Source organism: Okeania sp. KiyG1, from assembly GCF_014132355.1.
In the GTDB taxonomy this organism is placed as follows: Bacteria; Cyanobacteriota; Cyanobacteriia; order Cyanobacteriales; family Microcoleaceae; genus Okeania.
The window spans coordinates 216,825-239,102 of sequence record NZ_BLZO01000058.1 but is presented as its reverse complement, the minus strand read 5'-3'; the positions used below and the strand labels follow the sequence as shown (position 1 = coordinate 239,102).

Genomic DNA, 22,278 nt, shown 5'->3' with positions numbered 1-22,278 from the left:
GCGACTAATTTTTTCTCAACCCTTATAGAAAAAATTGAGCATAATTTCCCTATTTTTTGTTTCCTATTCCCTTTTTTTAGTATTTCATAAAAATGCCTTGCTGTGGTAACTAAACAAGTTGATATAATTTTGTAAAATAGTTGATATTCACTCACTATATATTTTTTCAATGTCATCTCCAACAACTCTACTAGAGGCAATTCGAGGTTACCGTATTTCACAGTGTATTTATATTGCTGCCAAACTCGGAATTGCCGATCTGCTCAAAGATGGAGAACAACACTCTGATGTTTTGGCCACTGCCACTAATACCAACAAAGATGCAATTTATCGATTGTTAAGAGCTTTAGCCAGTGTCGGCATTTTTGCTGAAACTCAGCCTCACTATTTTCAGCTAACTCCACTAGCAGCATATTTGCAAAGTGATGTTCCTAACTCCTTAAAAGCCTATGCAATCATGTTAGGAGAAGAACATTATCAAGCTTGGGGAAGTATAATGTATAGCATGCAGACAGGAGAGAACGCTTTTGAGAACTTGTATGGTATGAATTTTTACGAGTTCTTTAAGCACAACACTTCCTCAGCAAAAACTTTTGATCGGGCGATGACAGACCTTTCAGGAGTAGTAAATGTTAGTATCTTAGCTGCTTACAATTTTTCATCTATTGGTAAATTGGTTGATGTGGGTGGTGGTAATGGTAAACTGTTATCTTCTATTCTTGAAGCTTACCGTACTATGACTGGGGTGTTGTTCGATCAACCCGATGTCATTGACAGAGCTTCTGATTTACTCGAAACAATAGGACTGAGCAATAGCCTTCAACTAGCAAAAGGTGATTTCTTTAAGGCAGTCCCAGTAGGGGGAGATGCTTATATGCTAAAACATATCATTCATAACTGGGGTGATGAAGAGGCGATCGCTATTCTCCAGAACTGTTATCAAGCAATGAGAGATCCAGGAGTACTATTACTGATGGAGATAGTAATACCTCCAGGAAATGAGCCTTGCACAGGTAAATTTATGGATATAAATATGTTGACAATATGTCCTGGTGGGCGGGAGCGAACTGAGACTGAATATAGAAATTTATTGAAAAAGGCGGGCTTCAAACTCACTAAAATAGTTCCAACAGAATCAGAAATTAGTATAATCGAAGCAGTGAAATATCAAATATAGACCACTAATTCAAATATAGAATAGACACTTCCAGGAATTAAGTTTTAACTCTTGAATTACAAATATTTGAAATTAATTTTTGAAGATATTTAATAACAAAAAAATCAGGATAATTACTAAAAAATAGGATATTATATGATATTTTGGATTTTACGGCATCGATTGCCAGTCTTGCTGTTGCCAAAAAATTATTTTTATTTAAAAATGAGTGCGGGGAGTAGTAGGCTCGAATAATACAAATAAATTTGAATAATTTCTTCTTGACAGATATATTTAGAGTTGCTACGATATTTCACATAATTCAGGGCTTACAAAACACATAATCTATGGATGGTTTCTGTAAGTTTATTGTTTTTCCAGGAAAAATAAAATATGAGTAACGAAAATTCTTTAATAGCTTCCCGTTGGTATGTAAAAGAACAATGGGGATGGTCTTATGATTCTTACATCAGCGATGAAGATGCATTAGACTTTTTAAAAGCATTGTTAGTTTGTACCAAAGGTGATGGCGTTATCAGCAAACCAGAGCGAGAGTATGTAATCGGTTTTGCTGCTTGCCGAGAATTGCCTTTGTCTGTGATTGAGGCAGCGAGAGCGTATGATGCGAACGAAGACATTGCAGACATAATGTCCCGTAGTTCAATAGTCCAAAAAGCGAAAAAAGGCATGATCTATTGGGCAATAAAAGCCTGTTCTGCGGATGCAGAATATAATAATCAAGAAAAAGCGGCAGTTCGGAAGATGGCTGGTCTAATGGGAATTTCTGAGCAGATTGTAGAAGAAATTGAGGCAGTAATTATTGAAGAACAGAAACTGAAGGAGAAACGAAACGCTCTAGTTTATGATAGCACAGTCTTGTGGGAGTAGCTATAGCGAAATAAGAAAATATGGCGTTGCATATTATTTTGGGATAATTGTATTCTATGCAATGGCAGGGCTACGAAACGAGAAGCCCACACTATAGTGCCAGCTTAGTTTGGGAGTATGTCACCGCCATGCCATTACTACCTTCTTAAAAGAAAATTGTCAAATGTTTTTCTATCTGTCATAGCAGGTTGAGCGCCTGATTTTGTAACACATAAAGCACCAGCAGCAGCACCCCATTTCACAGCATCTTTTAATGACAAACCTGTATCCAATGCTGCTGCTAAACCACCATTAAAAGCATCACCTGCAGCCACAGTATCGATCGCTTCTACGACAAAAGCAGGTTGAAAAAACGTTTCCTCTTCAGTTGCACAAACAACACCCCTATCGCCTATTTTCACCACAGCATTTTTTACACCACGCTTACATAATTCAATAGCTGCCTGAGTAGCAGTTTCTCGATCGTTTACTGAAAACCCAACCAGTTGACTTGCTTCAATTTCATTAGGAGTAATAATATCAATCAAACCATAAAAATCATTAGGAAAATTTACTGGCATTGGTGCTGGATCGAGAATAACCTTCACTCCCATTTCTTGAGCTACTTTTGCTGCACTCATAGCAAATTCTAGGGGAATTTCTAATTGTAAAAGTAAAACTGTGACATCCAATAGCAAATTTCTCAGGCGTTCCACATCTATATTATTAATACTATGGTTAGCACCCGGAACTACAATAATACTATTTTCCCCACGAGCATCCACAGCAATAACTGCCACCCCCGTATGAATATTCTCATCAACTACCACACCTATTGTGTCAACATTAGCACCTTGCAAACTTGCCAAAAGTTGTTGCCCAAAACTATCATTTCCTACCCGCCCCACCATTGTTGTTGGAATGCCAAGACGAGCAGCAGCAACAGCTTGATTTCCTCCTTTACCACCACCTGCGGTAAAAAAGTTGTTGCCATTAATAGTTTCTCCTGAAGTCGGTAAGCGAGGAGTGGTTGTAATTAAATCAATGTTAATGCTGCCAAAAATAATTATACTCATATTTAAAGCAATTTTCAAATTGAGCTTGGTTAGACATGGATTTCATGTATCCGTGAGCGTAGCCTATTTAAAATAGTATATTATATCATATAATAAACAGGACTTACGCACAGGCACTATTTATAGAGTATAAAGACTATTGTCCAATAGTTTCGAGCGCTATATATAGCGTATCTGCGTAAGTCCTAATCAAGTTAAGTTATGAGATTGTGTCAGGTCAAAAGACTGGTTTTCCTCATAGGGAGTAGGGAGTAGGTTGAATTTTTTATATTATTTCTCCCCACATCTACCCTCCTGTCTCCTGTATCCTGTCTACCTGACTCCTAGCCCAAAAAACGCGCATATTTATGAAGATACGGTTAGGGGTTCTACCCATTTAAAACCATTCCTTTGACTACTTGACCCCCTGTTATTTTTTCTGATAGTTCTTCTCCTAATAGTTGATTAATTTTCTGTTCTATACCAATCTCATCAATAATTCCTGCGACTATTCCTAAGTGGTCTACATTAGTCACTTCTATTGACATTTTCTCCTCTTTTTATCTTCACTTATTATCTAGAATTACACTTTGAGGTTTTTTTTCTTGAGTCTAAATACTTACTCAAGTTTTACCATCTTTGCATACTACATTTTGTCGTGCGGAATGTGGGTTTTAAGATTATTTTTATAAATTGGCGTTGGTAATTTGAGGTATGATACCATCTCCAGATAAGAGCGCGTATAGAACTCCGTCACTTTTACGCTCCCCGAAAAACTTTATCTTTATACTCGAGGTTTCAACTTCATTCTTTGCTCCTGACTCCTGAGTTCTGAGTTCTGACTCCTAAAGAATTAAGATTCATATCATACAGTAATTTACTAACGCCTATAAATTATCTCTGAAATTAATTTTCAGACGGAATGCTCCACAACCGTGATCGCTCGTAACCACACAAATAGTTGATTTTTTTTGCAAGTCTCACTGTGAAATTGAGGAAGTTTTTTTGAATTTGTTACACCTTCAACAATGACCAATATTTTAGTATTAAAAATTACATATATTCTCATGGCCATCTTGAATTCATAAGACAAGTTAAAGATAGCAACAAGCAACTAAATATCAGCCTAATCTAATAATAATTAGATAACAACTAAAAAGAACAATAAAATTGCTAGCTAACTCAGGCCAATTATTTTAGGTACGGTTCCTAGTGCCGCTACGCGGAAGTTAAAAGTCAAAAGTCTTGCTTAGTAAGGCTTTTAGGATTTTGTCACTGGTTAGTTATTTCCGCTATCCTGCACTAAGTAAGAAAATCAAACTTTAGTAGACAAGGAGAATTTATGAGAATAGCAGTAGCTAAGGAAACTCTGGTCAATGAATCCCGTGTGGCCTTAGTTCCCGATGTGATAGCACGATTAGTCAAACAGGGATTAGAAATTCAGGTAGAAGCAGGTGCGGGAGAAAAGTCTTTCTTCTTTGATGGAGCTTACGAACAAGTCGGAGCAAAAATAATTTCTGATAGTGACGCCCTGTGGCGTGAAACAGATGTACTTCTAAAAATTGGGGTACTACAGGAATCAGAAATTGATAAATTACCAGAGGGTACTGTTTTAATTAGTTTCCTCGATCCTTTAGGCAACCCTGCTATTGTGCAACGTTTAGCGGAACGGAAAATAACTGCATTCAGTATGGAGTTGATTCCTCGTACCAGTAGGGCGCAAGTTATGGATGCTTTATCTTCCCAAGCTAATATTGGTGGATATAAAGCAGTTTTGCTGGCCTCTGCTGCTTTACCCAAGTTTTTCCCAATGTTAACTACTGCAGCAGGTACAATTAAACCTGCCAAGGCATTAATAATGGGTGCAGGGGTTGCAGGTTTACAGGCGATCGCTACTGCTCGTCGTCTAGGTGCGGTAGTAGAAGCATTTGATATTCGTCCAGAAGTTAAAGAGCAAGTGCAAAGTTTGGGAGCAAAGTTTGTAGATGTGACTCTCCAGGAAGATACTGTTGCTGAGGGTGGTTATGCCAAAGAACTTTCTGAGCAAGCTAAACAACACACTCGCGAAGTTCTCACACAGCACGTTGCTGCTTCGGATATTGTAATTACTACTGCTCAAGTTCCTGGCAAAAAAGCACCATTGCTAGTAACTAAAGAAATGGTAGACCAAATGAAACCAGGTGCAGTGATAGTTGATATGGCAGCATCACAGGGTGGAAACTGTGAATGTACTGAAGCAGGCAAAAACGTACAGTGGAATGGCGTGACTATTATCGGTCCGGTAAACTTGCCAGCAACTATGCCAGTTCATGCTAGTGAATTGTATGCCAAAAATATTTCCGCTTTACTCAAGTTGATGATTAAAGATGGAGAGCTAAATCTTGATTTTGAGGATGATATCATTGCTGGTGCTTGTGTTGCCCATGGTGGTGAAATTCGCAATCAAAGAGTCAAAAATGCTTTAGGTGTTGCTGTTAGTTAGCAGTCAGCACTCAGCACTCAGCATTCAGCAAGAGTTTTTTCTTGTTGAGAAGGAATTTAAAATCTTGCTAATGCCCTATAAAAGTCAAAAATTAACTCTGAAAAGACTATGAGTGAAACATTAATTGCAGCTTTATTTGTATTCGTCTTGGCATCATTTGCCGGATTTGAAGTAATTAATAAAGTGCCGCCAACTCTGCATACACCCCTAATGTCTGGAGCAAATGCTATCTCTGGAATTGCAGTTTTGGGCGCACTAATTATCGCTGGTGACAAAGATTGGAATGTCACTGTGATTTTAGGTTTAATTGCCGTAGTATTTGCCACCATTAACGTAGTTGGTGGATTTTTAGTTACAGACCGGATGTTGCAAATGTTCAAGAAAAAGGAGGCTGCATAATGAGCGATTTTATACCAACTGGAATTCAATTAAGCTACCTAGTAGCAGTATCTCTATTTTTCGTGGGGCTGAAAAAGTTGGGTTCTCCAGCTACAGCTCGTAATGGTAATTTGTTAGCATCAGTGGGAATGTTGATTGCTATTGTAGCAACCCTGCTAGAAAAAGAAGTAATCAACTATGAAATGATTTTGGTAGCAATTGTTGTCGGTTCCATTATTGGAGCGATCGGTGCTTACAAAGTAGAAATGACTGATATGCCTCAAATGGTTGGTTTATTCAACGGTTTGGGTGGTGCTGCTTCTGCTATGGTGGCAGTAGGTGAGTTTTGGCGGTATTTGGCTGTTGCTCAGTCTCCTCCATTGCCTACTACTATTACAGCTTTATTGGGCGTATTAATTGGTGGTGTAACTTTTACAGGTTCTGTAATTGCTTTTGCTAAACTACAGGGAATTATGAGTGGTTCTCCGATCACTTTCCCATTGCAACAACCTGTTAATGCTCTCCTATTTGGTGGATTTATTGTTGGTAGTGTCTATCTATGTGTCACGCCATTCAACTTACCCGTGTTTTTAGCATTGGTAGGTGTATCCCTAGTATTGGGTATAATGTTTGTCATCCCCATTGGTGGTGGCGATATGCCAGTTGTGATTTCTTTGTTGAACTCATTCTCTGGACTAGCTGCTAGTGCTGCTGGTTTTGTGGTGATGAACAATATGTTGATCATTGCTGGTGCATTGGTTGGTGCTTCTGGAATTATCCTCACAGTAATTATGTGTAAGGGTATGAACCGTTCCTTGACTAATGTACTGTTTGCTGCATTTGGTACTGGTGAAGGTGGCGGTCCTGCTGCTGCTGGTGGTACAACTGATAAGTCTGTCCGCAGCATCGACCCTGAAGAGGGTGCAATGATGTTGGGTTATGCTCGTTCTGTGGTGATTGTACCTGGTTATGGTATGGCTGTTGCTCAAGCACAACATTCTGTCCGTGAGTTGACAGACCAGTTGGAAGGATTGGGTGTTGAGGTTAAGTATGCTATTCACCCAGTTGCAGGACGGATGCCTGGACACATGAATGTATTGTTGGCGGAGGCAAATGTGCCTTATCCTCAGTTGTATGATATGGATGACATTAATCCTCAGTTTGACCAAGCAGATGTTGCTTTGGTAATTGGAGCGAATGATGTGGTCAACCCGGCGGCCCGTGCGGATCAGAATAGTCCAATTTATGGGATGCCTATTCTTGATGTTGATAAGGCAAAGCATACTATTGTGATTAAGCGCGGTCTTAGCACTGGTTTTGCTGGTGTGGACAATGATTTGTTCTACAAGGATAAAACTATGATGTTATTTGGCAGTGCTAAGGATATGGTTGCTAAGTTGGTTTCTGAGGTTAAGCAACTTTAAAATTAAATTGAGCTATGGTAAGCGAACTATGAATTTTTCTTGAGGCGCTTATCTCTAACCTATTGATACTGAGCATTGTTCATTGAGCAATGCTCATTTTAAGTTTTAGAGAGAAAGTCATTTTTAATTAGGGCTTGCTGAGTGCGACTCGTTGAACCAAAGAAGCCACTAGGCAACATGGTTCACATCTCTCGAATGATTAATAATCATCAGGGATGATAACTCACATCTCGTAATTAGGTTAAATTCCTCTCCTCTTGGGAACGGGAGTGACTTCGTAGGTCAGGTTTAATGAGGTAGCGCTCATTACTCTCGGTGCATGGCCTAAATGTAAGCCAAGGCTATAAGGACTGTAGCCGAAGCTGCTAGAGGAGTCTGTCATGGATAGGAATACGAATCCTATGAAACTGTCGTAACCCTAGATCAGGGTAATTGTCCTTAAATCCCCTGAAACCAAAACGGTACGGTTTGTTTGCCCCTGAGTATTTCAGCATGACTCAGGACGTTCCTGGTAGAACCCGGCAGATTTAGGAGTCCTAAAACAGACGTGAAAAGGATTGTGGGAACGAAGTAACCCCTTGAGTTCTCCTCCGTTTGAAGGTAGGTAAAGCGAAAGCCAGAAGGCTCAAGGATTAAGGATGTCTCAAGAAGCACTCATCCCAACCTAATAGCTGGGATACGCAGACGTGGGACGGTACTAGAGGCATTAGCCTAAGTTGAAACTACTTACAATGACGAGAACGCAGCTATAGCAAGCGTGGCATCAAGTAGTATGAACGGCGAAACCTGAAACATTTATCTAGTACCAGGAGCCGTATGAGCTGGAAACTCTCATGTACGGTTCTGAAGGAGAGGTGAGGGGGCGAAATCCCCCCATCGACTCTATCAAAAGTCTTTTTGTTAAGGTAGGGAGTAGGGAGTAGGGAGTAGGGAGTAGTTAAGAGTTAGGATAAGCGGGGAGTTGTAGAAGAAGTGGTCATTCATAATTACCCTTAATTTTTCTATCATCATTATCCCAAAGTTCTCACTTTTTGAGATCCATCAACCTAAAAGCTGGTACTTTTTCAGTACCTCAAATCCTTTAAATCTTTATTGAATAGTGCTTTGATATTTAATCAGCCACGCCCTAATTATTTAGGAATTTAGGGTTGAAAGTTTCTCCATTGCTTACTCTTGTTAATTGGCTACTTAAATATTTTTAATATTTTCAAAAAGTTTCTGAATATTAATATCTATTATGGTATTATAGAAGGCGAGAATAAATTCGGTTATAATGTTTGTTTATATTGAGAGCTACTTTCCTGTCGCTATTGACAAGCTTCTCTCCGAAATCTAAATCTCTACAAAAATCTTAATTTTGGAGAATATCTATGTCAATTTATGTAGGCAACTTATCCTACCAGGTCACGCAGGAGGACCTATCTGAAGTTTTTAAGGAATATGGTTCTGTCTTGCGAGTCCAGTTACCAACTGACCGTGAAACAGCGCGTCCGCGTGGGTTTGGCTTTGTGGAAATGAGTACAGAGGAAGAAGAAGAAGCGGCCATTGCTGCACTTGATGGTGCTGAATGGATGGGTCGTGAAATAAAAGTTAACAAAGCCAAGCCACGGGAGGAAAGATATTCCTCTGGTGGCGGTGGCGGCAGAAACAACTATCGTCGCTAATAATTTAATTGATTTTCATTCAAACTTAATTATAGGAGTTAGTTTAGTTCCTATAGTGATCGAGAAGAAATTCAGGTAGGGGAAGCATCGAATTAACAAAGTGCAGAATTTTGAATTGAATTCTGTAGTTTTTGTGTGTTTCGGAAGTCCATTGAAGACTCCCTACCAAATCTTAATTTTTGTTAGTCTTGAAAGAGTAACTAGTCTTAAATGCCTACTCATTCATAATCTTTCCTGTCTACTAACTCATAACATTCTTATTCAAGATTTCCAATTGACAAAACGGGTATAATAATAAGCGATCGCTTCTCCAACAACAGTCCGCATACCTGCACTGGACTGCCACCATCTCTTAGGATTATAACCTTTAGGCTCAAGAGCAATTACGCCTACCTGAATATCTGGACTGAAAATATTTCGGTAAATCATCCAGCTACGGCGAGCGTGGGGTCCTAAGGTATAGATATTGATAGAGTCTACTTTCAGATTAGAAGTTGTTAGCCATTCTTTAACTGCAATAGCAGAGGCAGCAGTGCGATACTTAACAACTTGAGGAGTGGGTATGGCAACTACTTGGTCTGGATGGACACCCAAGGCAATTAAAGTTGCGGCTGTTAGTTCGGCAAAGTTATCATATTCTGATAGATAATGTCCTTTTCCTATTGGCGAACCTGTGGTAATTAATTTTTGATAAGTGCCTTGATGAAATTCAGCGATCGCTAATTTTACTGCATAGTCAGACATCCAACCCTCAACTATTAGTATATCTGCTTTTATGGGGGAGTTTACTGCTAAGAATGAATAAATATTAAAGCAGCAAATCGCAATTAGAAAGATAATTAATCCTAGAATTAATATCCATATCTGGATTGTTAAAATTAATTTTTTCTGCCATTGTAATAAAATGTTTTTGGATACATTTAAGTAATCAACATAGATTCCAGATCACATTAAATCCTTTTAATAAAACAGATTTATAATTTTTTCTGTTCTTTACTATTGAGTTTCATAAGTAATTTATTTAACTGAATTTTATATATACAGATATAGCGTTTCTCAAGTTACTGAGGTACAGTTGTTTTCTTCTTTTCTACTCCCTACTAGGTACGGACGTTGCATGCAACTTCTCTACTAAAAATTACGAATTTTGTACCTCATGCTGGTTGGGAATTGCTATAATACCAATTACTAAAAATTTTGCTATACTTGAGTGCCTTATAAATTTGCAAAATCAAAGTTATGAGGTTAGCACAACTTTTGAGACAGCATATTCAATCAGGCGTTCAGTGTGGGAGTATGTCACATTTGGTATAACTATTATCTATTAAAAAAGGCTCAATCTTCTTCACCGAAAAATTTTGGTCTGAAGTCTTCTCTTTTAAGAGGATAAAAAAAGAATATTCCGTATTTTATTGTCTTCTTATCGCAGAGGTACTGATAACTGATAACTGATAACTGAAATGACTTAATTTTAGTAAGATTTATTGCTAATAGTTCTTTCTAGCTATGAGCTACTTCTTCCTGTTTTTTGTGTAAATATTCAAAAACACTCTTGTCTCCAATATCTGGAGGTATTGCTTGAAATACCTTTCGCATAGCAAAACTATAAATAGAAATGCCCAAATTCCTAATAAAAATTCTTTGACTTCCAGTGATAAAAAACCAGCCATATGAGATAGGAGTAAAAAAGGTACTAAAGGTGTGAGGAATTTTGTTTCTAGGCGGTTAAAACAAAAAGCTTCTTTGAAATAAATACCAGTCAAAGCAGCAAAGGTAAAACCAACACCCAAAATGGTAATTGGATTAGTGTAAACTACTAAGAACAGGGGCTGACTACTGTTAATTGCTAAAATTACTGTAGTAATAGTCCCTATAATCCAAAATACCTGGAGTAGTCGGTGTAAAATGGCCATATAGATATGAATAGTCGCTAAACTTAGGCCTAAAGCTAGACAAAAACAACCATAGATAGGCGTAAGTGCTTTAATAATGGTTGGGTTGTCACCTGGCCATAGGACTAAAGCGCTGCCTAATGCAAAACTCAGGGCAGCGATCGTGAGGCCACTGCGGTAAATAATGACACTAAGGCGATCGCTTTTTGTGATAGTAAATTCTCCAAAATGTCCTTGATAAACTATGGGTTCTGGGGATTGTAGTATTTGTGTCATAATTTACTCCTAAAGAGAGATAGATCGACTGATTTTTTTAACTTTATAGATATTCTTTAATCATAAACCTGGATAAGGGGAGAACTTCATGGCAAAATCTAATCAAAGACAAAATAAAAATAAGTCTCAACCTGATACCAGGAAACTAAAACCAATTGAGATTGATGAGACTATTATATCAGGGAAAACTGGTAAGTTGAATAATGGAGAAAATATAACTATCAGTGTACCTATTGAGGATTTTTACAACGTATTGGTGCTTTTCAAGGGATGGAAGAAGATGATGAAGCAGAAGAAATTAATTTAGAAGTTTTTGAGCAAAAGTTAGAGGAAATTTTCAATACAAGTAATTTAAAAGTTAATCAAAGTAATTTAAAAAATATTTTAAATATCTCAAGCAAAATCTTGAATTTCCTTGTTTAGTGACAGGAATAGAAGAATTTGAGTGGGAAGAACATTATACTATGGGTCCAGGAAGTGAAAAAGAATATCAAAAGCTGAAGAAGAAAAAACCATCCTATACAGATGTGTTTAATCTGCTGAAATTAGACGACCGATTAAATTTAGAGTCGGGAATTTTAGCAGAACTGGAGCGCACTACAGATCGTCAGAAATTTACATTACCACTAGCTGAATTAGAGGCTGTTATGGAAGATTCTGAGAATGCTGAATTGTTAGAAGATTATTCTCTGTGGTTTTTTACTTATCTATAATAAATTGAAAGTAGCCCTCTCCTGTATGTTTTTCTACCGACAGCTTTATCTGTTCAAATTTAAGTTATGAAATTCTTTAAAACTGCTTAATTGAATAGTAATTTTCTTATTAATTTTCAATCTGAAATCTGAAGAGCTTTTGGTGGAGATTTCAAAGTATATATCTGAGTTTCTGTGGCGATCGCCTGTCGTATATTCAAAGGTATTTGCAACATTCCTAACAAAGAAATACCATCCATAACTTTTAAACCACCGATAGTTTTTTCTGCTAACAAAAGGTCTACTTTTTCTGGGTTTGGTGTAGAGGAAATTTCTTGCTGAGAAGCAATAACAAATCCTAATGGAGTTCCATAACTTGTAGAATAAGCTTCTACAGAATGAACATAATTAAACACTGTCTGTAAAGTTTTAACCACAGGGACATGAAGATACATTTCAGCAGGAGAAATTGAGCCTGCTTGTATCATAAAAACTCCATCAGGAGACAAATGTTGATAAATTTTTTGAAAGTATTCCTGAGTAAATAAGGGAAAAGACAGACCAGACTCAATAGGGTCTGTCAGATCGGAAATAATGACGTCCCAAGTTTCTGAAGAAGAGTTTAAAAAATTCTGGGCATCATCAATAATTAATTCTACGCGGGGGTCTTCAAAAGAATTTTGGTGCATTTCTGGCAAATACTTTTTGCAGGCATCTACTACTTCCCCATCTATATCAACCATAACTAATTTTTCTACAGTTTTCCAGCGTAATACTTCTCGTAATGTTGCTCCTTCTGCACCTCCAAGCACTAAGACTTTGCGTGGCGACCCATGAAAAATCATTGCTGGATGTACTAAGCATTCATGGTAGAGAAATTCTTCTTCGGTGCAAGACTGCCACTTATTATCTAGTATTAAAGCTTTGCCATAAATACCTTCAACAATATACATTTCCTGATATTTAGTTTTTTGATAAACCAGCACCCGATCAATGCCATGTTTATAGATATCCCAAGGTGTAATTTGTTCAGCAAACCATAAGTTTGTATTAAGTTTAGCACCTGCCATTAATCGTTTTCCTCCGAATAAAATAGTTGGGGGTGGGGTGGGGAGTGGGGGAGTGGGGGAGTGGGGGAGTGGGGGGAGTAGGGAGTGGGGAGTGGGGAGTGGGGAGTAAGGGAGTGGGGGAGTAAGGGAGTAGGGGAGTGGGGGAGTGAGGGAGATTTAAGTAATTTAAGAAATTATCAACATATAGTATATAACTAGATTCTATATGATTTCGCGTCTTCTGACTTCTAACTTCTGACTTCTGAGTTCTCAAAGGAGTGGGGGAGATTGAAGGCTCGAAGTAATTATAGAATTATCTCAGTATATATTATATAACCGGATTTTATATTAATCAAACTTATAGCAATTCTCATATTGGTGAGGTAAAAAATTCGTTTGTTTTAGAGAGTAGGGAGTAGGGAGTAGGGAGTAGTAATTCGATAAATAGGGGATAGAAAAAAATCAAAACAATTTTATCTCACTGATTTGAGAAACGCTATATTTTTGGTAAATTTATTTCTTTTTTATCTCTTTATAAAGAGGAGGATTGAGACAGGATTTTTGTAAGCATTTCCTGCGGAATGCTGCGCAAACAGCCGTCAGCTATTAGCTAGCCTCCTATGGTCGGAACTGCGGACTTCAGCTATTAATGTTGGGAAAGGTAAAAGCAACTTTTGAAATTGAGGATAGAACAAAAAGTTACTCTCAAAGTCTCCTTCCCCAACCTGAGAAGTAATTATTCATTATTAATTGCTGAAGAGCGTAGTTCCTCCGGAGGAGGCTAGCTGATTGCTAATAGCTGAATACTTACGGATTTTTTGGGCAATATATAAAGAGAAAAAGGGTGATTATGACTCCTCAAAACCTAACACTATATCCAAGTTTGATGTATATTTTTATCAAAATAATATGGGTCGCACCACCCCGTCTTTTAAGGTGAAATATTTTTGGAGACTTGCTCAAATCCCCGTTACAAAAATAACTTCTGACTTCTAACTTCTGACTTCATTAAGCCTACCTAATTAGGGTTTGCTGAAAAAGTCTTTTAACCCACCCCTAACCCCGACCGTGGAGGGGAAGGTAGGAGACAACTATGCGCCTAAAATTCGCTCATTTTTGAACCATTACCAACTAAAACCTCGCAATTTTTGATACTTAAAAAGGAACTTACCTTTATCTGTAAAGACTTTTAAATTTAATCAGCAAGCCCTAATTAATAAGTACGGATCGAATTTTTAGGCATAGATAAGGAGGTATTTATGTTTCCATATTTTTATTTTTTATCAAACTAAAAAGGGTGCATCTCATATTTGCAGAAATACTTTTTTCCTATTCCCCATTCCCTATTCTCTATTCCCTGTTCCCTGTTCCCTAAAATTGAGATGCGCCCACTAAGAAAGGTTATATTTTTTCTAGTGCGGGGATTAAATATTGAGTTGCAGAAATACTTTTTTCCTATTCCCCATTCCCTATTCCCTATTCCCCATTCCCTGTTCCCTGTTCCCTAAAATTGAGATGCGCCCACTAAGAAAGGTTATATTTTTTCTAGTGCGGGGATTAAATATTGAGTTAAGGTAAAAGCATCTACTCCTAATTCGGTTCGTTTTTTTGCTGCTAATATTGCTGTTTGAGCGTGCCACCAAACTGCTGTTTTGACTGCTTCAAGTGGTGGGGTTTGAGTTGAAGTAATAGCTAATAAACCTCCAACTAAACCTGTTAATACATCTCCACTACCTCCTCTTGCTAATGCAGGGGTACTTTCTGGATTAATCAATATTTTTTGACTATTGGCAATAATTGTTTTTGCTCCTTTGAAAACTAAAATAAGATTACTATTTTGAACTGCTTTTTGAGCTACTAATATCCGATTATTAATTTGATTTTCTAGGTGAGGAAATAGACGTTTAAATTCTCCTGGGTGGGGTGTAATAATTGTTGGTGCTTGGCGTTGACTGACTAAATAATTTTTTCTAAATTATCACAAATATTTAAAGCATCAGCATCTAGAACTATCGGACAATTTACAGATAATATTACTTCTACTATAGATTTAGGTTCTGTGGTTAAACCAGGTCCGCAGGCGATCGCTTCAAATTTACTTAAATCTATATCTTCTGGTAATTGTTTTATTGTTCCGGTTTCTGTTTCGGGACAACCAATAATTAGTGCTTCTGGTAAGTGATTATTTAGTATGGGTTTAATTGATTTTGGTACGGCAATTGATAACATTCCGACACCTGTTGCTCTGGCTCCTAATCCTGTTAAAATTGCTGCTCCACTATAACGATGGGAACCTACAATTAATAATAAATTACCGTTTTTATATTTATAAGTTATTGGAGAAAGAGGTAAGGGGAAATTTGCTGTGGCAGATGTTTTTGTGATTCTTTCAATAGTGGGAAATTCTCCTAAAATTGCTGTAATATCTGCCAGAGGAATATCAAAATCTATTAGTTCGGATGTACCTATATATTCTAAGGCTTGGTCTTGTAAAAATGCTTGTTTCCACAGACCTAAACAAAATGTGTGGTTAGCAGAAATTGCTGTTCCTAAAATTGCTCCTGTATCTGTATGAATTCCAGAAGGTAAGTCGATACTAAATATATGTTTTTTCCAGCTATTAATTTCATTGATTGCTTTAGCTAAATATCCAGTAATTTCTCGTTCTAAACCAAAGCCAAATAAACCGTCTATGAGCAAATCGCAATTTTTGACCGGGGAAATATTATCAACAAAATTAACTCCTAAAGATTGGAGATATTTACTATGAGCATTTGTTAATTCTTTAAGTTTTTGCATCGGGCAGTAAACTATTATTTCATAACCTTGGAAATGTAATTCTCTGGCTATGACTAAAGCATCTCCGCCATTATGACCAGGACCTACTAATATACCAATTTTACTAATATTAGGATTTAATAATTTTACGATTTTTCGTGTTACTAATCCTGCAACTTTTTCCATTAATGCTGCTACTGGCATTCCGGCAACAAATATTCGTTCTTCTATTTGTCGCATTTGTGCAGCAGTAACTACAAATTTTTCTTTAGTATTGTTCATTTTTGTCGATCTATTATTCTAATTTAATTCTCTTCACTATAAAAAAGTAAAGCTAAGAAAGAGGGAATAACTGAAGTTGGAATAAAAAACAAAAATAATAATAGAGATAAGTAGATTCTCCAATCTTATCAGCTACTTCTAAGTTAAGACGCATTTTTACTGATCTATTATTCTAATTTAATTCACTAGAAAAAGGAAAGTTCATTAATGGATAATGGATAATGGATAATTACCTCGGGTTTTAACCGTTACGGAATTGAATATAAGGAAATATTATTTCTTTATTTTCCCTTGAAAGGGGAGGCGGAATTAGCTGAATTATTTAATTAATAATAATTAATGATTAATTATTCGGTAAGGAAGAACTGAAGTTGGAAGAAGAAAAAACAGAAATAATGATAGAAATATAGCAGAAGGAAGAAGGAACAAGCAAAAAGCAACAAGGAAAAATCTGGTATTGTCTGAATTTTATTTGATATGTCAAATACAGTAATAGCGACTGCTATAAGTAGCTAATTTTAAGCTAAGACAAATTTAGATTTTATCGCATTACCAAGGTAGGTTAGGAGTAAGCATTTCCTGCGGAATGCTGCGCAAACAGCTATTAGCAGTCAGCTCTCAGCTTTTTAATGAATGAAGCAAGCATTCGCTTAACTTTTACTACATTTTCAACTAGAGAATTGAAACACAATCATAACGAGTTTGAGTTGCTAACTTAAGGTAATGAAGCTGATAGCTGATAGCTGACTGCTGAATGCTTACGGTTAGGACATAATTTGTTTACTTAAAAGCCTTAATTGTATATGTTTTCTGTTTTCCTGTTCTCTTTGACAAAAAAGTTATATATAGTTTAAATTCTCAATAGCTTAGGTGAAAAATTTGAGTTTTCTTTTTTGTAGTATTCATAGACGATAATTGGTATAAGACCAAATATCACGCATTTTTGCTATATCTTCCCGAATTTTTTTGGTCAATACCCTGCCCTTTTAAGGGAATAAAAAAAGAGAATATTCCAGATTTCAAGCCTCCTTATTACAGGAGGTACTGATAACTGATAACTGAAATTACTGACTTTTAACGACCAAAGTAAATAACCACATTAACAAACCCCGAGTCTAATAAATAGCGTTGCCACTTTTCTGCTATTTCTTCTTTTTCAAAAGGTCCTATAGCTACATTTTCGGGAATTTCTGTTACCTGGATACCTTTGTCGGGAACTCCTAATAATCGTAATTTATATGTAATTAAAGATAAATCTGTTGACTTACTAGGAATTAATAAATAATAAGATTTACTATTACTTAGTCCATAAGCAATTGAACGTCTAACTGGAGGATATACACTAGATGCTAAAATTGCACGTTTTACAGGTTCACCAAAAGCTTCATTTGAATCAAGTTTTTCTAGTTGGGCATTAATTCCTCTTTCTTCCAAATAATCTAACAAATCTAAAGCAAAAAATAGCTGAGAAAAACTTCCTACTTGAATTACAGTATCGCCTGCAAAAGAACGCAATACTGCTCTTGGTTCGATTTTTCGCCGAATAATTCCTAACAATAACGCACTGTCTGATTCAATATAGACAACATATCGTAAATTGGGAAATGGATTTACTTCTATGGGATTAAATATTGGTTCTTGTTGTGGAATTGATGGTCTGATTATTGATGGAGGTAATACTTCAGGATATTTTGGAAAACTAAAATTTTCTGCTATTAATGGTGTTTGTTTTTTTGTATTGCTATTGGAGGTGAAATTTGTGGTTTTGCTTTGACTTTGATTGGCGGGTGAAATTTGAGTTTTAATGACTTTTCCCTGGGCGATAGTTTGGTGATTTATAGCTAAAAATCCTCCTAATATAATTGATAAGAATGAGATTTTTGAAATTCTGTAGTCTAATATTAAAAATAATTGGTTTAGCATGGTGAGTCGAGCAAATAAATGATGATTTTTAGCATGGGTTTGAACATAGTTTATTACATGGGTAAAACAAAGTGAAATTATATATAGCAATTCCCAAAAAGCGTGAGGTACAAAATTATTTTGCTTTAGGGAGTAGAGAGTAGGGAGTAGGGAGTAGAAAATAAGAAAAACAACTGTACATCAGTAACTTGAGAAACACTATATAGCAGTCCTAAATTACCTTTTTATTTTGGGTTTAATACCCCACCGTCTACACGATATTAACAATTGGTTGGGGTTTGAGTCCCCATCCATTTTTTCTTCCTTCTTCTTTCTTCTTCAATAGTGAAAATTTTATTGCTTGCTATTTGCCATTTTCTATTTACTTTTCCCTAAAAGTCTAATGCCAAATTCATTTCTAAATTGCATATAACAATATTTTAATCAGAGTTGACTTGAAATTAAGACAGACAAATTAAGAAATTTCATCATTCCGTGCAGTCTCATATATAGCAGTGGAAGGAAAGATGAGGAAATATCGAGAACTTAAAACTCAGAGAAAGTAATATTTTTCCTGCTTCCCTTTTCCTTGTTCCTTCTTCTTTCTTCCTGACTTGAAATTAAGACAGACAAATTAAGAAATTTCATCATTCTGTGCAGTCTCATATATAGCAGTGGAAGGAAAGATGAGGAAATATCGAGAACTTAAAACTCAGAGAAAGTAATATTTTTCCTGCTTCCCTTTTCCTTGTTCCTTCTTCTTTCTTCCTGACTTGAAATTAAGACAGACAAATTAAGAAATTTCATCATTCTGTGCAGTCTCATATATAGCAGTGGAAGGAAAGATGAGGAAATATCGAGAACTTAAAACTCAGAGAAAGTAATATTTTTCCTGCTTCCCTTTTCCTTGTTCCTTCTTCTTTCTTCCTGACTTGAAATTAAGACAGACAAATTAAGAAATTTCATCATTCTGTGCAGTCTCATATATAGCAGTGGAAGGAAAGATGAGGAAATATCGAGAACTTAAAACTCAGAGAAAGTAATATTTTTCCTGCTTCCCTTTTCCTTGTTCCTTCTTCTTTCTTCCTGACTTGAAATTAAGACAGACAAATTAAGAAATTTCATCATTCTGTGCAGTCTCATATATAGCAGTGGAAGGAAAGATGAGGAAATATCGAGAACTTAAAACTCAGAGAAAGTAATATTTTTCCTGCTTCCCTTTTCCTTGTTCCTTCTTCTTTCTTCCTGACTTGAAATTAAGACAGACAAATTAAGAAATTTCATCATTCTGTGCAGTCTCATATATAGCAGTGGAAGGAAAGATGAGGAAATATCGAGAACTTAAAACTCAGAGAAAGTAATATTTTTCCTGCTTCCCTTTTCCTTGTTCCTTCTTCTTTCTTCCTGACTTGAAATTAAGACAGACAAATTAAGAAATTTCATCATTCTGTGCAGTCTCATATATAGCAGTGGAAGGAAAGATGAGGAAATATCGAGAACTTAAAACTCAGAGAAAGTAATATTTTTCCTGCTTCCCTTTTCCTTGTTCCTTCTTCTTTCTTCCTGACTTGAAATTAAGACAGACAAATTAAGAAATTTCATCATTCTGTGCAGTCTCATATATAGCAGTGGAAGGAAAGATGAGGAAATATCGAGAACTTAAAACTCAGAGAAAGTAATATTTTTCCTGCTTCCCTTTTCCTTGTTCCTTCTTCTTTCTTCCTGACTTGAAATTAAGACAGACAAATTAAGAAATTTCATCATTCTGTGCAGTCTCATATATAGCAGTGGAAGGAAAGATGAGGAAATATCGAGAACTTAAAACTCAGAGAAAGTAATATTTTTCTCTCTTCCCTCTTCCTTGTTCCTTCTTCTTTCTTCCTGACTTGAAATTAAGACAGACAAATTAAGAAATTTCATCATTCTGTGCAGTCTCATATATAGCAGTGGAAGGAAAGATGAGGAAATATCGAGAACTTAAAACTCAGAGAAAGTAATATTTTTCCTGCTTCCCTTTTCCTTGTTCCTTCTTCTTTCTTCCTGACTTGAAATTAAGACAGACAAATTAAGAAATTTCATCATTCTGTGCAGTCTCATATATAGCAGTGGAAGGAAAGATGAGGAAATATCGAGAACTTAAAACTCAGAGAAAGTAATATTTTTCTCTCTTCCCTCTTCCTTGTTCCTTCTTCTTTCTTCCTGACTTGAAATTAAGACAGACAAATTAAGAAATTTCATCATTCTGTGCAGTCTCATATATAGCAGTGGAAGGAAAGATGAGGAAATATCGAGAACTTAAAACTCAGAGAAAGTAATATTTTTCTCTCTTCCCTCTTCCCTCTTCCCTCTTCCTTTTTCCTTCTTCCTTCTTCAAAAAATCTATAATGCAAGATAAATAAACTTAGTTTTGATTTTATAACCTCAAATTCAATGAATAAAATTATAGTCGGTCTTTCTGGTGGAGTTGATAGTTCCACAACCGCAGCAATACTACATCATCAAGGATATCAAGTTGAGGGTTTAACTCTTTGGTTAATGAAAGGAAAAGGTCAATGTTGTTCCGAGGGAATGGTCGATGCTGCTCATATTTGTGAACAGTTAGGTATTCCCCATCATATTGTGGATAGTCGCGATTTATTTCAAGCAAATATTGTTGATTATTTAGTAACAGGATACAGTGCTGGAATTACTCCACTACCTTGTTCTCAATGTAATAAAGCTGTGAAATTTGGCCCGATGCTGGCTTATGGTCGTGAAAAATTAGGTATTGACAAAATTGCCACCGGGCATTATGCACGAATTGATTATGATTCAGAAAGCGATCGCTATCAATTAAAACGTGCTATTGACCGTAATAAAGACCAGTCTTATTTTCTGTACGATTTAACACAGGACTTATTAGCTGGTTCCGTATTTCCTCTAGGAAAAATGGTGAAAAGTGAAACCCGACGCATTGCAGCAGAATATGGTTTGAAAACTGCTGATAAACCAGAAAGTCAGGATTTATGTCTAGTGGAAGCTAGCGGTTCGATGCGAGCATTTTTGGATAAATATATTACTCCCCATCAAGGTCAAATAGTTGACCAAGAGGGGCGAGTCTTAGGAAACCATGATGGTGTCCATCATTATACAATTGGCCAAAGAAAAGGTTTAGGAGTTTCAGCCCCTCATCCTTTATATGTAATTGATTTAGACCCAGTAATGAATCGGGTAATAGTGGGCGATCGCGACAGTGCTTCAAAAATGGAGTCCACTGTGAAGTTAGTTAATTGGGTTTCTATTGTCCCACCAGCTATGCCTATACAAGCGGAGGTGCAAGTGAGATATCGTAGTTTACCCGTAGCAGCAAATATTATTCCTTTGGGTATTAATGAGGAGAAACCACAGGATGGTTTTCGAGTTAAGTTAATGTTTGAAGAGGCAGTTTTTGGCATAACTCCTGGGCAAGCTGCTGTTTGGTATGACGAAGATATTTTGTTAGGTGGGGGGATTATAGAAAAGTCAGAATAAATGTTAGTTTGTAGTCTAGGATTTTAGTTGATTATCAAAGCTGAAAATCCTGACTACTAAATTATCTATTAGCAGATTTATTAAATTTTGCTTTGTGGGAAATTTTTTAACGGTAAAACTAGAATAAGTATGGGTTCCTCTGGAATTTTTTTGACGTTTCAAGGAGAAAATCTAGAAATCGTAAATTTTCTATCAGTCGGTTTCTCAAATTTTGGCTGGTGCAAATTTTTTCAGGGGATAAAGTCAGAGTAAGTATGAGTTTCTCTGAAGATTTTTTGATGGTCAGAAGGGAAAATTCAGAAGTAGTAAATTTTCTATCAGTCGGTTTCTCAGATTTTGGCTTGTACAAATTTTTTCTGATTTTTTCTGAAGAGAAAGCAAGATTAAATATGGGTTACTCTGGAAATTTTTTGATGGTCAGAGGGGAAAATCTGGAAATAGTACATTTTCCATCAGTGGGTTTCTCAGATTTTGCCTAACTGCCAATTTTTTTAGAGGATAAAGTAAGAGTAAGTATAGGTGAGTCTGAAAATTTTTTGATGGTTAGAGGGGAAATTTCAGGAGCAGTAAATTTTTCATCATTGGGTTTCTCAGATTTTGCCTAACTGCCATTTTTTTTAGGGGATAAAGCAAGAGTAAGTATGAGTTCCTCTAGAACTTTTTTGATGGTCGGAGAGGAAAATTCAGAAGTAGTGCATTTTCCATCATTGGGTTTTTCAGATTTTGCCTAACTGCCAATTTTTTCTGAAGCTAAAGTTAGGGTAAGTACAGGTGACTCTGAAGATTTTTTGATAGTCGGAGGGGAAAATTCAGGAGTAGTACATTTTTCATCATTGGGTTTCTCAGATTTTGCCTAACTGCCAATTTTTTT

General features: G+C 36.4%; 17 protein-coding genes and 2 pseudogenes. 10 read left to right on the top strand and 9 right to left on the bottom strand.

Annotated features, from left to right (window positions below; translation table 11 throughout):
- The first annotated feature begins 169 nt into the window (after positions 1 to 169).
- Positions 170 to 1,177, top strand: a complete 1,008-nt coding sequence (locus tag SAGCYANO_RS11720) for a methyltransferase (RefSeq protein WP_202220230.1) — start codon at positions 170 to 172, stop codon at positions 1,175 to 1,177.
- 372 nt (positions 1,178 to 1,549) lie between these two features.
- Positions 1,550 to 2,044, top strand: coding sequence for a hypothetical protein (locus SAGCYANO_RS11715; RefSeq protein ID WP_202220229.1), 495 nt, complete (start codon positions 1,550 to 1,552; stop codon positions 2,042 to 2,044).
- A 137-nt stretch (positions 2,045 to 2,181) separates the two neighbouring features.
- Here SAGCYANO_RS11715 and rbsK read toward each other — a convergent pair whose 3' ends face one another.
- The 3 genes and pseudogenes from rbsK to SAGCYANO_RS11700 all read right to left on the bottom strand — a co-directional run bounded on the left by rbsK (position 2,182) and on the right by SAGCYANO_RS11700 (position 4,192).
- Entirely contained in the window at positions 2,182 to 3,099 is a 918-nt protein-coding gene (gene rbsK, locus SAGCYANO_RS11710) for a ribokinase (protein ID WP_202220228.1), read from the bottom strand.
- Between the two features lie 371 nt (positions 3,100 to 3,470).
- Positions 3,471 to 3,626 (bottom strand): annotated as a pseudogene (locus SAGCYANO_RS11705) (DUF4277 domain-containing protein); the annotation flags it as partial.
- Between the two features lie 365 nt (positions 3,627 to 3,991).
- A complete protein-coding gene (locus SAGCYANO_RS11700) occupies positions 3,992 to 4,192 on the bottom strand; it encodes a hypothetical protein (protein WP_202220226.1) in 201 nt (66 codons plus the stop codon).
- A 228-nt stretch (positions 4,193 to 4,420) separates the two neighbouring features.
- Here SAGCYANO_RS11700 and SAGCYANO_RS11695 point away from each other — a divergent pair, with 228 nt between their 5' ends.
- The 4 genes from SAGCYANO_RS11695 (at position 4,421) to SAGCYANO_RS11680 (ending at position 9,026) form a co-directional block, all read left to right on the top strand.
- Positions 4,421 to 5,560, top strand: a complete 1,140-nt coding sequence (locus tag SAGCYANO_RS11695; protein WP_202220225.1) for a Re/Si-specific NAD(P)(+) transhydrogenase subunit alpha — start codon at positions 4,421 to 4,423, stop codon at positions 5,558 to 5,560.
- Between the two features lie 108 nt (positions 5,561 to 5,668).
- The gene (locus tag SAGCYANO_RS11690; RefSeq protein WP_094678584.1) at positions 5,669 to 5,959 is read left to right on the top strand and encodes an NAD(P) transhydrogenase subunit alpha; all 291 of its coding nucleotides are present in this window, start codon (positions 5,669 to 5,671) and stop codon (positions 5,957 to 5,959) included.
- Positions 5,959 to 7,362, top strand: a complete 1,404-nt coding sequence (locus SAGCYANO_RS11685) for an NAD(P)(+) transhydrogenase (Re/Si-specific) subunit beta (protein ID WP_202220224.1) — start codon at positions 5,959 to 5,961, stop codon at positions 7,360 to 7,362. Before SAGCYANO_RS11690 ends, SAGCYANO_RS11685 begins: the two co-directional genes overlap by 1 nt.
- 1,370 nt (positions 7,363 to 8,732) lie before the next feature.
- A complete protein-coding gene (locus SAGCYANO_RS11680) occupies positions 8,733 to 9,026 on the top strand; it encodes an RNA-binding protein (protein ID WP_202220223.1) in 294 nt (97 codons plus the stop codon).
- A 261-nt stretch (positions 9,027 to 9,287) separates the two neighbouring features.
- Here SAGCYANO_RS11680 and SAGCYANO_RS11675 read toward each other — a convergent pair whose 3' ends face one another.
- Together SAGCYANO_RS11675 and SAGCYANO_RS50225 are read right to left on the bottom strand one after the other, a co-directional pair.
- Positions 9,288 to 9,770: a hypothetical protein gene (locus tag SAGCYANO_RS11675; RefSeq protein ID WP_375339917.1), complete on the bottom strand. Its 483-nt coding sequence runs from the start codon at positions 9,768 to 9,770 to the stop codon at positions 9,288 to 9,290.
- Positions 9,771 to 10,526: 756 nt separating this feature from the next.
- Positions 10,527 to 10,939: pseudogene (locus SAGCYANO_RS50225) on the bottom strand (DUF2301 domain-containing membrane protein).
- 343 nt (positions 10,940 to 11,282) lie between these two features.
- Between SAGCYANO_RS50225 and SAGCYANO_RS11665 the strand changes: the two are divergent.
- Positions 11,283 to 11,501, top strand: coding sequence for a hypothetical protein (locus SAGCYANO_RS11665; protein WP_202220222.1), 219 nt, complete (start codon positions 11,283 to 11,285; stop codon positions 11,499 to 11,501).
- A 115-nt stretch (positions 11,502 to 11,616) separates the two neighbouring features.
- The gene (locus tag SAGCYANO_RS11655) at positions 11,617 to 11,907 is read left to right on the top strand and encodes a calcium-binding protein (RefSeq protein WP_202220220.1); all 291 of its coding nucleotides are present in this window, start codon (positions 11,617 to 11,619) and stop codon (positions 11,905 to 11,907) included.
- Positions 11,908 to 12,023: 116 nt separating this feature from the next.
- On the opposite strand, the gene SAGCYANO_RS11650 is transcribed toward SAGCYANO_RS11655, so the two are convergent.
- From SAGCYANO_RS11650 to SAGCYANO_RS11640, 4 genes are all read right to left on the bottom strand, one after another.
- Complete coding sequence (locus SAGCYANO_RS11650) at positions 12,024 to 12,956, bottom strand: fused MFS/spermidine synthase (RefSeq protein WP_202220219.1); 933 nt, start codon at positions 12,954 to 12,956, stop codon at positions 12,024 to 12,026.
- Between the two features lie 1,513 nt (positions 12,957 to 14,469).
- The gene (locus SAGCYANO_RS50220) at positions 14,470 to 14,865 is read right to left on the bottom strand and encodes an NAD(P)H-hydrate dehydratase (RefSeq protein ID WP_375339919.1); all 396 of its coding nucleotides are present in this window, start codon (positions 14,863 to 14,865) and stop codon (positions 14,470 to 14,472) included.
- Positions 14,866 to 14,891: 26 nt separating this feature from the next.
- Positions 14,892 to 15,995, bottom strand: a complete 1,104-nt coding sequence (locus tag SAGCYANO_RS11645; RefSeq protein WP_375339916.1) for an NAD(P)H-hydrate epimerase — start codon at positions 15,993 to 15,995, stop codon at positions 14,892 to 14,894.
- A gap of 1,074 nt (positions 15,996 to 17,069) precedes the next feature.
- Positions 17,070 to 18,008 (bottom strand): hypothetical protein, encoded by a 939-nt coding sequence (locus SAGCYANO_RS11640; protein ID WP_237396066.1) that lies wholly within the window; start codon positions 18,006 to 18,008, stop codon positions 17,070 to 17,072.
- A 2,304-nt stretch (positions 18,009 to 20,312) separates the two neighbouring features.
- Between SAGCYANO_RS11640 and mnmA the strand changes: the two genes are divergently transcribed.
- Together mnmA and SAGCYANO_RS11630 are read left to right on the top strand one after the other, a co-directional pair.
- Positions 20,313 to 21,407, top strand: a complete 1,095-nt coding sequence (mnmA, locus tag SAGCYANO_RS11635) for a tRNA 2-thiouridine(34) synthase MnmA (RefSeq protein ID WP_255502544.1) — start codon at positions 20,313 to 20,315, stop codon at positions 21,405 to 21,407.
- A gap of 254 nt (positions 21,408 to 21,661) precedes the next feature.
- Positions 21,662 to 21,886: a hypothetical protein gene (locus SAGCYANO_RS11630; protein ID WP_202220216.1), complete on the top strand. Its 225-nt coding sequence runs from the start codon at positions 21,662 to 21,664 to the stop codon at positions 21,884 to 21,886.
- Positions 21,887 to 22,278 lie beyond the last annotated feature (392 nt).